We start from the raw sequence: 12,368 nt of genomic DNA on the forward strand, positions 1-12,368 counted from the left end.
CCAGCAACATTGAAACTATCCTGAAGCATATCCAGAGCATAGCTGACAAAGAGAAAGGGAACGAAGGACAGCAGGCCGGGACTTCTTCCGAAACACCGGAAAAGAGCAAAAAGAAAGTCATCATTGACGAACTTGTCATCCGTGACGCGCAGGCCACGCTCCTCATCCCCATGCTGAAGCTTTCCGTCTCCATCCCGCTGCCTGAAATCCGCCTTACCGGCATAGGCCGTGAAGGTTCGGGCGTCACCATCGCTCAGAGCGCCGTTCTCATCCTTAAAGAAATGAAGGCGTCTCTGGAAGCCTCCACCGTAAAGCTCAGGGAAACGCAGCTCAAGGACGCGAAAAACGCACTGCTGCGCCAGGGGAAGGATACGGAGGAAAAGGCGAAAGGCCTGTTGAAGGAAGGGTTGAACCTCTTCAAAAAGTAAGGATCGTCAAAAAGCCGCCCTCTCCTGCACTCCGGGCGGCTTTTTTGCACTCCTTCCCCACATGGCGGAGAGGCTTCCCGGCAGGCCGTCCACGCCCCAAACGATCAGCCCATTCCCTCGCCCATACGGAAAAGGCTGCCGCAAGCCCTTTCTCACCATGTACCGGAGGCTTGCTACAGACGGCGCAATGTCATACTATGCCGCATACCCTCCCCGCATCCGCCGGACAGAACACCTGAACACGCCTTTTCCACTTTGTCATGAACTACAGAAAAATATTCCTGCTTTCCCTGGGCCACCTTTCCTGCGACCTCAATTCGCACGCCCTGCCTCCCCTGCTGCCCTTCCTTGCTGCGGCACATAACTTCGATTATCAGACCTGCGGCTTTCTCGCCTTTGCCTATTCGGTTGTGGCATCTCTGGTGCAGCCCGGACTCGGCCTTCTGGCCGATAAAATGTCCCGGGGATGGTTTATCCCGCTGGGCATCCTGCTGGCCGGAACCGGCATAGGGGCCCTGGGCTTTCTTTCCAGCGAATACTCCATGTTCGCCTTCCTCGTGCTCGGCGGCATAGGAGCGGCAATGTTCCACCCCGAGGCCGCGCGTTACGCCAACATCGTTTCAGGAGAACATAAGGGCGTGGGCCTCAGCATTTTTTCCGTAGGCGGTAACGGCGGTATGCTTATAGGACCCGTTATCGTCATACTGACAGTAGGCGGCCTGCCCAACATGCCCGGCTTCGGGCTGCACGGAACCGCAGCCTTCCTCATCCTCGCAGCCGTAATGGCGGCCCTGCTTTTTTGGCGCATCCAATCCTGGGATATGTCGCCCCGAACGACAACAGTCAATGACAGGAATTCTGCCGTCAACGACTGGCGTGCCTTCGGCATCCTTTCCGGCTGTCTGCTCACCCGCACGGGCCTCACCGTGGCCTTTACCACCTATCTGCCCCTGTACTGGCAGGGAGTATTCCATCAGAGCGCCTTCATCGGCTCACTCATGCTCATCCTGTTCTCTCTTTTCGGAGTCATCAGCAACCTTTCCGGCGGAGCTGCCGCCGACCGCTGGGGATTCCGGCGCGTCATACGATGGACTTCCATCCTCACCCTACCCCTGCTCGCCGCCTTCCCCTTCATCGAAAACCCGTGGATCGCCGGAGCGTTGCTCGCCCCTCTGGCTGTGGGTCTGTTCGCCCCCTTCAGCTCCCTTGTGGTATTGGGTCAGCGTTACCTTGCCAGAAACATGGGGTTCGCTTCGGGCATCACGCTGGGCGTCGCCATCAGTGTGGGCGGCATGTTTGCTCCCGTGCTCGGCTGGGCGGCGGACGCCTGGGGAGGCCTTGCCCCGGCCATGCACCTGCTCAGCCCGCTGGCCGTCGTCGGGGCCGTGTGCTCATGCTTCCTGAAAAGACCGACAAACGCTTCCGAAAAAAGCTGACCACTTCTTTTCCTGAAAACGAGAGAATCCGTAATCGCACGGCAACTCGGCCGGTAACGCAGTATCAGATAAAAAAATGTCCGCCCTGCTCACAAGTACAGGGCGGACATTTTTTGTCTGCAGAAAAGGATACTTCAGGCGCGGCTCTTGCGCCTTCTCGCCTTGAAGCTGTGCTCGGCAAGCCAGCCCAGATCCCTGAGTCGTTCGTCCACCTTATAAAAAAGCGTGTCCTTCGGGAAAGAGCCGTCCTTGCGACGGCGCCCCACGGGCATGCCTGTCAGAAGCTCCATGGCCTCACCGATATGGGTCACGGGGTAAATGGAGAATTTGCCCTCGCGCACGGCATTGACGACCTTTTCATCCAGCATGAGGTGCTCCACGTTGTCCTTGGGCAGGATCACGCCCTGCTCACCGGTGAGCCCCCGGCGGGAACACAGCTCGAAAAAGCCCTCGATCTTGCGCGTCACTCCGCCCACGGCCATGATCTGGCCGGACTGGCTCACCGCGCCGGTGAAGGCGAGGGAAAGGCGCAGAGGCACTTCCGAAATGGCGGAAAGAAGCGCCGCGAGCTCCGCGCCCGAGGCGGAATCGCCTTCTATGCCGTTGTAGCTCTGCTCAAAACACAGGCTCCCGGAAAGCACCAAGGGCTTGTCATGGGCAAACTGCGAGGCCAGATAGCTTTTCAGGATCATCATCGCCTTGGTATGGATGGGGCCGCCGAGCTCCGCCTCGCGCTCCAGGTCGATGATACCGCCGTGTCCCACGCCCACGGTGCAGGAAATCTGATGCGGCAGGCCGAACTCGTAATCGCCGCTGGTAGTCACGGCAAGGCCGTTCACACAGCCTACTTCGGATCCTGAAGTACGCAGTTTGATGACGTCGCGGTCGTATTCCTCCATGAAAAGTTCTTCCACAAGGTCGGAACGGTTTCGCCTGGCCTTCAGCGCAGCATCCAGGCTGGCTCTGTCCACCATGGACTTACCGGCCATGGCCGCCATGGCCGAAGCCTCGATGAGCGTCTCGCGCATGAGCGGAAAGCGCAGCGAAAGCTTGCGATGATCTTCACACAGCTCAGAACCGTGATCCACCAGGCCTGCCAGGGTTTCACGGTCGAAGGGAAGAAGATCCGCCTCGTCCATGATGCGTGCGAGCTGGCAGAGCCACGCACGCACCGCCGGGGCCGTGCGCTCCGTTTCCGAAGTCATTTGCGCCTTTATCTTAAACTGTTTGGCAAAGCGCTCATCGCGCTCCAGAAGCACTTCATAGAGTTCATCCTCGCCAACAAGAATCACTTTCAGGTTCAGAGGCATGGGCTCGGGCTCTATACCCTTCACCCTCGAGGTATCGTTGAAGTCCGGGTCTTCAATACGGGCGACTCCGGAGCGGAGTGCGCGCATGAGTCCTTCCCAGGCAGGACCGTTGGACAAAAGATCATTGATGTGAAGGACGAGATAGCCGCCGTTGGCCCTGTGCAGGGAACCGGCCTTGATGAGCGTGAAATCCGTGACTAGCGCGCCCATTTCCGATTCCCTCTCCACGCAACCGAGCAAATTGCCGTAGGTAGGGTGATCCTCCACCACCACGGGCGCACCGCTCATATCGCCGTTGTCCACCACCACGTTCACACCGTAGCGATACAGATCCGGTTCCTGCGGGACGGAAGGAGTCTCTCCATGCGGAGCGGAAGGCGCTTCGCGCGGCAGAAAAAGTTCCAGATGATCCAGAACATCCACGCGCAGATCGTCGAAAAAGGTGTGCAGAGCATCGGTTTTCTCTTCACAGCCGGAAACACGACAGGCTTTTTCCGCCACAGGCGCAACCAGACGGTTGAACAGATACTCGGCAGCCTCGCGCTCCAGCTCATGTTCTTTTTTCTGGAAGCTCTTTTCCATCTCGCCCATGCGGCGCACCAGGGGGGCCATGCGCTGAAGAAGCTGGTCGGCCCGGCGCTTGAATTCCTGCCGTTCCGGGGCGGCCAGAAGTGCCACTTCCTCATCGCTCAGGCGCTTACCCTCCTGCATGGGAAAAAGGGAGAGCGCCCCCTGCTCCTCAGCGTCCAGAGCAAAACCCTTTTCCTCCGCCATGCGCTCCAGCTCCTTCACTACGGAAGCACGTTCCTCGCGGAACTGCTCGCGGCCCGCACGGCGCTTGCGCAGAAAAACGTCGGAATCCAGGCGGGCGGGAAGCTCCTCGCGCATCTGCCGCAAGGCTTCCGCCAGGGCTTCTTTCAGCTGTACGCCCTGCCCTGCCGGGAGCTGTATCAGCACCGGTTTATCTTCGTCCTTGAAGTTGTTGACATAGATGATATCCGGCGGTGTGGCTTCCTTGCGGGCCAGAGGCTCCAGAAAATCACACAGCATATAGGTACGCCCGAGGTCGGGAGAGCCGGCAAGGTACACATTGTAGCCGGAATTACGGATATGCACGGCTAGCTCCAGCGCGGCCAGAGCCCTGGGCTGAGCCGGACGACGGCGGCCGCCGCGCGGTATGGCGCGGCTGTCCTCCCACGGGATGCGATCCACGGGCCAGCTGGGACGCAACCTGTCAGCCGGAAGGGACATGATGTTTTTCAGTGCCGGACTCATATCAGCCCTCTTGCCCTGCGTAAAGTTCCGCAAGGATATCTTCCGCCCCCCTGCCGAGAAGCTCCTCTGCCAGAGCATATCCCATGCGTTCGGCCTCTTCGGCGCAGGAAGGCGCGCGACGGGAACCTCGGATCACCCTCCTGCCGTCGACCCCGGCCACCAGGGCCTCAAGGAAAATCTCCTTTCCCTCAAGCTCGGCATGGGCTGCGATGGGCACCTGACAGCCCCCGTCCAGACGGCGCAGAAAAGCGCGTTCCGCCATGACGCACAGGCGGGTGGGCTCATGTTCAAGGAAGGAGAGAAGCTTCCGCACTTCCTGCCTGTCCTCGCGCATTTCCACGCCCAGCGCTCCCTGCCCCACGGCGGGCAGAAAGTCCGGCGGAGTAAGATCCTCCTGAAAGGTCGCGCCAAGGCCGAGACGCTTTACCCCGGCACGGGCGAGAATGATTGCGTCATACTGCCCTTCCTTCAGCTTGCGCAGGCGGGTTTCCACGTTGCCGCGCAGCATGGCCACCTTGATATCGGGCCTCATGGCCAGTACCTGCGCCTGACGACGCAGGGAACTGGTGCCGAGCACCGCACCGGAAGGAAGTTCTGCCAGAGAAGAAAAATGTTCGGAAAGAAAAAGGTCGTTGCACACTTCCCTTTCCGGCACGGCCCCCAGAGTCAGCCCCTCAGGCAGAACCATAGGCACGTCCTTCATGCTGTGCACGGCGATATCCGCTGCGCCGGAAAGCAGGGCGTCCTCAATTTCCTTGACGAAAAGGCCCTTGCCTCCCACTTTGGCAAGCGGCACGTCGAGGATGATATCCCCCTTCGTCTTGAGAATGAGAAGCTCGGCCTCAAGGCCGGCATACTGCGCCATGAGGCGCTGCCTGATATGTTCCGCCTGCCACAGGGCAAGCTGGCTGCCGCGCGTGGCTATGATCACTTTTTTCATACAAACTCCAAAGTTCCGGCTGTAAAGAGCGCACGGCAGAGAGAACTTTCCCGTATAAGGCAAGGCCCTCGGATAACCCTGCCGGGAAAAATCCGCACTGAAGAAAGGGCGCGCAACCCGCCCATGAACGGCGCGGAGAAAGGCCCACGACGCGCATCCTTTCCCCGACGAAGGTGACGAACCGATCAGTGCCCGCAGCTTGCGCAGTTGCCGCCGGAACATCCGGCGCAGCCCCCGCCTGTGGAGGGCGCGGAAGGCAGATCGAAAGAATCGGGAGCGCCCCCGCCCAGACGGCAGGAGCAGCGGGAAATCATTTTCTCAGTATCCGCAGAGTGACACTTGGGACAGGAAGGCGTTTCATCACCGAACACAAGATCCTCGAACGTATGGTTACAGGACTTGCAGCGGTATTCATAAATAGGCATGGGTATCAGGCTCCTTTCGGGCCCTCGTCGAGGGCCTGGACATTCTCGAAAAGATAGTGGTCGATAAGCTGGCACAAAAGATGCATGCAGGCTTCGTGCATTTCCTGTATCAGCGGAGTGTGGTCGTGGGGCACATTCAAAAGATAGTCGCACATGGAGGCCATACGTCCGCCGCCCTTGCCGGTAAGCCCCACCACTGTCATGCCCCGTTCACGGGCGGCATCTATGGCCTTGACGACATTGGGGCTGCCGCCGGAGGTGGAAAAGGCCACCAGTACGTCGCCCGGGCGGCCGAGGCCGCGCACCTGCCGGGCAAACACTTCCTCATAGCCGTAGTCGTTGCCCACAGCGGTGAGAGTGGAGGTATCCACATTGAGGGCCACGGCGGGAAGAGAAGGCCGCTCCATAAGAAAACGACCGAGAAGCTCCCCCGTCATGTGCTGCGCGTCGGCAGCGCTGCCGCCGTTGCCGCAGACAAGTATCTTGCCGCCGCCAGCGATGCTTCCGGCCATGCGGCGGGCCGCTTCGTCAAGAACGGGCGCACATTCGGCCAAAAAAACGCAGCGCAGTTTCGCGCCCTCTTCCGCATGTTCGCGGATGATTTCAAGAGCTGTTTTCATAATGCTCCATCGCTTGCCTGTGCGGCTTTGCCGCAATGTTCTAAACAAAGAACCATACTCCAAAGCTCCCTGCCTGACAATGGTCCAGCTCTGACGCCGGGCAGCGGGCCGTATGGTCCCACACCCGGAAAAAATAACCCGCTCCGGGCCTTCGGCAAGAGGTGAAAACGCTTTTTCTTTCCTCTTTTTCAGATCAGCAAAAAGCGCTTTTTCACGCCGGGGACACGGATTCCCCTGCCCCTCTCCCCCTCCCGGCATGGATGCTGATCGTCCTCCTCCCTGCAGAAATCGCAAAAAAGGACGCACTTTTTCCATTGCACGATATTGTTCTTTCGATTACAAAATGTCATGTCCCGTATGTTGCCGCTTCCCTATTTAAGGAAAGCAGAAAAAAGTTCACCTCGCCGCCCAGAGGCCCGAAGGATTTCCATGCAGCCCATTTCCCGCCTTCTCATACTTCACAAGGACAACCCGCAGCCGGAAGAAACCGGTCGCACCCTTCTCCCTTGGCTGCGCGAGCGCAAGGTGGACGGTGTGCTGCTCCCCGCCGGAGCCGACGCCATTACCATACGCGCCGAAGCTGCTGCCAGCGACGCCGTCCTTGTGCTCGGGGGCGACGGCACCATGGTAGGCGTGGCCCGCCGCCTGGCGGGAATACGCACTCCCCTTGTGGGCATGAATTTCGGGCGTGTGGGCTTTCTTGCCGGACTTCCGGCCGAAGGGTGGGGCGCGCCGCTTTCCACCCTGCTGCAGGGGCGCTGGGAAATGGAAAAGCACCTTACCCTACGCTGGCGCATACTCCGCCGCCATGGCGGCAACCTCACGCTGCTCAACGAAGGCGTGGCTATCAACGATGTGGTCACCGCTCACGGCGTGGTAGCCCGTGCGGTTTCTTTAAGCCTGCACATCGACGGTGTGCTCTTCAGCACCCTGCGCTGCGACGGCATCATCGTTTCCACGCCGCTCGGTTCCACCGCCTACACGGCCTCCGCCGGAGGGCCCCTCACCATGCCTTCCATGAACGCGCAGCTCGTCACACCTATCTGCCCCTTTGCCGGAGGCTTTCCTCCCCTGGCCCTTCCCGCCTCCTCGCGCATCCATATCGAAGCCTGCCGTCAGGGCGATCAAGTGCAGCTTTCCGTGGACGGACAGGAAAACCTGCCCCTGGAAATCGGCGACATTCTGGAAATCGAGGGTATGCCCGACCAGCTCTATATGCTGGTAAGCGATACGAACTGGTACCTGCGGCGCCTCATTGACCGCGGTATCGTCACCTCGGGCCCGGGCAGGAAGGAAAACGCCTGAGCGCCCGCATCTGCTCTTTTCTCCTTTATGACGGAAAGCGGACGATGAGGGCATGCCCTGTATTCCTTCCCGAAGCAGCGCCCCGTGCCTGCCGCCCGAGCTTTATCCGTGAAGGGAGGGGAAACGCCCCGACCGTTTTGCTTGAGCCCCGTTCCTTTTCATGATAGGAATACGGATTCCTCCTGCGGGAGGCACTCTTTTACCCGCTATCCATCTAGGGAGTACCCATGTCCGTATATGAAGCTGTCATAGGCCTGGAAGTGCATGTGCATCTGGCCACTGCCAGCAAGCTTTTCTGTTCCTGCCCCAATTCCTTCGGTGATGAGCCGAACACCAATGTCTGCGAAGTCTGCTCCGGCATGCCCGGCGTTCTGCCCGTGCTGAACCGCAAGGCTGTGGAATACGCCTCGCGCATGGCCCTTGCCATACACGCAACCATCAACCAGCATTCGCGTTTCGCCCGCAAGAACTATTTCTACCCCGATATGCCCAAGGATTACCAGATCTCGCAGTTTGAGCTTCCGCTGTGTGAACATGGCTGGCTCGATATCACGGTGAACGGGCAGAAGCGCCGTATCGGCATCACGCGCATCCACATGGAGGACGACGCGGGCAAGAACATACACCCTCAGGGTGAAAACGTAAGCTATGTTGACCTGAACCGCGCGGGAACTCCGCTCATTGAAATCGTGAGCGAACCGGACCTGCGCAGCGCGGAAGAGGCCGTAGCCTATCTCAAGAAACTGCACGCCATGGTGGTGAGCCTCGGTATCAGCAACGGCAACATGGAAGAAGGCTGTTTCCGCTGCGACGCCAACGTGTCCATTCGCCCGAAAGGGGAAAAGAAGCTCGGCACGCGTACGGAACTCAAGAACCTCAACTCCTTCCGCAATGTGCAGCGCGCCATTGAATTTGAAATCGCCAGGCAGTCCGACGTGCTCGACGACGGGGAGGAAGTGATTCAGGAAACCCGTCTCTACGATGCAAACCGCAATATCACCGCTCCCATGCGCAGCAAGGAAGACGCGCAGGACTACCGCTATTTTCCCGACCCGGACCTTCTGGCCGTGGTCATCACCGACGAGGAACTCGCCTCCTGGGCCGCCACGCAGCCGGAACTGCCGGAAGCGCGCATGGCCCGCTACATGGGAGACTTTCAGCTTCCCGAACAGGATGCGGAACAGCTCTGCGCCGACCCGCACCTCGCCGTGCTCTTTGAAAAGGCGGCGAAGCTCTGTTCCCAGCCCAAGAAGGTGGCGAACATCATGCTCGGCATGATGATGCGCGAAATCAACCAGAGCGGCATCGACAGCGCGGAAGTGAAAATCTCCGCCGAGGCCGTTGCCGAGCTCGTCACCCTCATCGGCAACGGTACCATTTCCTCAAAAATCGCGGCCGACATTTTCCCCGAGCTCATGAAGGGCGAAACCATGCCCGCAAAGCTTGTGAAAGATCGCGGCCTTGTGCAGGTTTCCGATACAGGGGCCATAGACGCGGCGGTGCAGAAGGTGCTTGCCGCAAACCCCGCGGAAGTGGAAGCCTATAAGGGCGGCAAGACCAAGCTCATCAGCTTCTTTGTGGGGCAGGTCATGCGGGAAATGCGCGGCAAGGCCAACCCCGCCCTGGTCAATGAGGCCCTTTCCCGCCATCTCGGGCAGGCATAAGGCATTTTTCGGAGCGCGGCAGAAAAGCCGCGCCCGTCTTTTTCAACAACGATACTTCGGGGCGTATCCCCCTGCAATGCCATGAGCGATAAAGACTGGAACGACGACAACGAGCTGCTCGAACTCGGCCCTGCCGAACAGGTCGGAAAGGAACAAAAAGGCGATACACGCGCAAAGGGAGAAGAAGAGGAACTGCTCTCTCTGGATCGCCCCGGCAAGAAGCAAAAATCGCCGAAGAAAAGGCGCGGCTGTCTGGGCACCATTCTCTATTTCTTCAGCGTGCTCATCCTGCTCGGCGCTCTGGCGGCGGCGGGCGGCGGCTACATGCTCTACCAGTGGGTGTCCGACGACCTGCCGAGTTTCAGCAAAATAGCCGACTACCGCCCCCCGCTCGTGACTACCGTGCTTGCGCGCGACGGGAGCCTCATCGGGCAGTTCTACCGGGAGAGACGTTTTCTCGTCACGCTGGACCAGCTTCCGAAATTCGTGCCTCAGGCCTTCCTCGCCGTGGAAGACGACCAGTTCTACAATCATCCCGGCGTGGACATCAAGGCCATCATCCGTGCGGCCATAGCCAACTTCCAGCACGGCGGCACAAGACAGGGCGGCAGCACCATCACGCAGCAGGTGGTCAAGCGCCTCATGCTCACGCCGGAAAAAAGCTACGAACGCAAGCTCAAGGAGGCAATCCTCGCATACAGACTGGAAAAGCAGCTCAGCAAAGACGATATCCTCAACCTCTACATCAATCAGATATTCCTCGGCAACAACGCCTACGGCGTAGAAGCTGCCGCCCGCGTCTATTTTGCCAAAAACGCCAAGGACCTCACCATAGCCGAAGCCGCGCTCATTGCGGGCCTCGGACAGTCACCTTCGGCCTACAATCCCTATCGTAATCCCAAGGCAGCGGAAACGCGCCAGCACCATGTGCTGCGTCGCATGCGCGACCTCGGCTGGATCAACGACGCAGAATACGACGCTGCCATCAATCAGAAGATGGAATACAAGGCCATGCCGTCTTCCAATCCCGACGGCGGCTGGTATCTGGAAGAAGTGCGCCGCCTTCTGGTGGAGATGTTCTCCGAAGAAAACTGCAAGAAGAACGGCTACGACTTCGGCCTGTACGGCGAAGACGCCGTGTATGAACTCGGGCTCACCGTGCACACAGCCATGGATCCGGTGCAGCAGCATGCAGCCAACGAGGGCCTTCGCCACGGCCTGGAAGACGCCGCCAAACGCCACGGCTGGCTTGGCCCGGTCAAGCATCTGGAACCTTCCGAATACAAGGAATTTCTCAAGAAAAAAGACTTCCAGCTCTCCGACCTCGACAACGACGGCTGGGCGCTCGCCCTGGTGACGGCAGTGAACAAATCCGGGGCCGATGTTCTGCTCTCCGAAAGCCAGCGCGGGCATGTAGCCGTGCGCACCATGAACTGGGCGCGCAAGCCCAACAAGAGAGTGGCCGGCTCCGTGACAGCCGTAGTCGTGCGTGACGCCACCAAGGTGGTCAAGCCCGGCGACGTGATCTGGGTTTCGCGCGATACCACCCCCGCCCCCAAGGATCAGAAAAAGAAAAAGAATACCAAGAAAAACGAGGTCGTGGAAGCGCCGGAAGGCGTGAAGGACACCGTTCTTCACGTTCATGAACCTGTTATCGCCCTGCGCCTTCAGCAGTACCCCGACGTGCAGGGAGCCATGGTATCCATAGAACCGCAAAGCGGCGACGTGGTGGCCATGGTGGGCGGCTATGCCTTCGGCAGCTCAGGCTCTCAGTTCAACCGTGCCACGCAGGCACAGCGCCAGCCCGGCTCCTCGTTCAAGCCCATCGTCTATTCCGCTGCGCTGGACAACGGCTTCACTCCTGCCTCCATGTTGCTCGATGCGCCCATCATCATCGTGGATCAGTGGACGAAAAAAGCCTGGCGCCCCCGCAACGACGACGGCAAGTTCGACGGCCCCATGCCTCTCTACCGGGCGCTCGCCCGTTCGCGCAACCTCTGTACCGTCCGTGTGGCTCAGCAGATGGGGGTGGAACATATCATCGCTCGAGCCAAGGCCCTGCGGCTCTCACCGGAATTTCCGGCCACCCTGGCTATCAGCCTCGGCGCTGTGGCGGTTTCCCCGCTTAACATGGCGCAGGCTTATACGGCCTTTGCCAACGCAGGCAAGGTGAGTTCCCCGAGGTTCATCACCCGTATTCAGGGTCCGTGGGGCAACACCATTTATGAAAGCCAGCCGGAATCAGTGCAGGCCATCACCCCGCAAAACGCCTATGTTATGGCTAGCCTCCTCAAGGGCGTGGTGAATTTCGGTACCGGAGGCAAGGCCAAGGTGCTGGGCCGTCCCCTGGGCGGCAAGACGGGAACCACCAACGATGAAAACGACGCATGGTTCATCGGTGTGACGCCTTATCTCGTCACCGCAACCTATATAGGTTACGATCAGCTTCAGTCCATGGGCCGGGGCGAAACAGGCTCCGGCGCAGCCCTGCCCGCTTATATCTACTACGCCAAAGAGGCGTTCAAGGCCTATCCGCCGGACGACTTTCCGAAGCCCGCCGGCATCGTATTCGCCGACGCCGGCGGCATGAACATGCCCTTCATCGAAGGCACAGAACCCGGAACCGGCTACGGCATGGATGCTCTCGACGAGGGCGTAAACCCGGAAGCAGCCGAACAGGCACAGCAGGGTGAAGACCTTCTGAAGGGACTTTTCGAATAGCCTGAAGCATCAACATAAAAAGGCTGGGGGGCTCTCCTTCCCGTCTTTTTGACCCGCCCGGTTCCCAGCCGCGGTGGCCGGGGCCATTCCCCACAGGCGGGTTTTTTCGTCTACAACCTGCGGCTTGCCGTAAGGAGCGGATAATGGAAAAACTGGAACGTGAAATCATGCAGGTGAGCAAGGAAATAGCGGTGAAATTTATTGAAGCGCAGCGCCTTTCTCCCAGCAACTTTGAAGAGATCTT

General features: G+C 59.5%; 9 protein-coding genes. 5 read left to right on the forward strand and 4 right to left on the reverse strand.

Annotated elements, in window-relative coordinates; genetic code table 11:
• Both K8W16_RS05130 and K8W16_RS05135 read left to right on the forward strand, forming a co-directional pair.
• On the forward strand, positions 1-428 hold a 428-nt coding region (locus tag K8W16_RS05130), incomplete at its 5' end, for a hypothetical protein (RefSeq protein WP_304121752.1).
• A 260-nt stretch (positions 429-688) separates the two neighbouring features.
• Positions 689-1,864: an MFS transporter gene (locus tag K8W16_RS05135; protein ID WP_304121755.1), complete on the forward strand. Its 1,176-nt coding sequence runs from the start codon at positions 689-691 to the stop codon at positions 1,862-1,864.
• 134 nt (positions 1,865-1,998) lie between these two features.
• Here the strand turns inward: K8W16_RS05135 and K8W16_RS05140 are convergent, their stop codons facing one another.
• From K8W16_RS05140 to K8W16_RS05155, 4 genes are all read right to left on the reverse strand, one after another.
• On the reverse strand, positions 1,999-4,449 hold the full coding sequence (locus K8W16_RS05140; protein WP_304121756.1) for a Lon protease family protein: 2,451 nt from the start codon (positions 4,447-4,449) through the stop codon (positions 1,999-2,001).
• Position 4,450: 1 nt separating this feature from the next.
• Positions 4,451-5,389 (reverse strand): hydroxymethylbilane synthase, encoded by a 939-nt coding sequence (gene hemC, locus K8W16_RS05145; protein WP_304121759.1) that lies wholly within the window; start codon positions 5,387-5,389, stop codon positions 4,451-4,453.
• A gap of 185 nt (positions 5,390-5,574) precedes the next feature.
• Entirely contained in the window at positions 5,575-5,814 is a 240-nt protein-coding gene (locus K8W16_RS05150; protein WP_304121762.1) for a zinc ribbon domain-containing protein, read from the reverse strand.
• 5 nt (positions 5,815-5,819) lie between these two features.
• Entirely contained in the window at positions 5,820-6,434 is a 615-nt protein-coding gene (locus K8W16_RS05155) for an SIS domain-containing protein (RefSeq protein ID WP_304121764.1), read from the reverse strand.
• A gap of 429 nt (positions 6,435-6,863) precedes the next feature.
• Here K8W16_RS05155 and K8W16_RS05160 point away from each other — a divergent pair, with 429 nt between their 5' ends.
• From K8W16_RS05160 to K8W16_RS05170, 3 genes are all read left to right on the forward strand, one after another.
• Positions 6,864-7,739, forward strand: coding sequence for an NAD(+)/NADH kinase (locus tag K8W16_RS05160; RefSeq protein ID WP_304121767.1), 876 nt, complete (start codon positions 6,864-6,866; stop codon positions 7,737-7,739).
• 227 nt (positions 7,740-7,966) lie between these two features.
• Positions 7,967-9,403, forward strand: a complete 1,437-nt coding sequence (gene gatB / locus K8W16_RS05165) for an Asp-tRNA(Asn)/Glu-tRNA(Gln) amidotransferase subunit GatB (protein WP_304121770.1) — start codon at positions 7,967-7,969, stop codon at positions 9,401-9,403.
• An 81-nt stretch (positions 9,404-9,484) separates the two neighbouring features.
• Positions 9,485-12,124 carry a penicillin-binding protein 1A gene (locus K8W16_RS05170; protein WP_304121772.1) on the forward strand — a complete coding sequence of 880 codons (2,640 nt, stop codon included), beginning with the start codon at positions 9,485-9,487 and terminating at the stop codon, positions 12,122-12,124.
• The last annotated feature ends 244 nt before the right edge of the window (positions 12,125-12,368 follow it).

The sequence above is a fragment of the Mailhella massiliensis genome (assembly GCF_020741395.1).
GTDB lineage: Bacteria > Desulfobacterota > Desulfovibrionia > Desulfovibrionales > Desulfovibrionaceae > Mailhella > Mailhella massiliensis_A.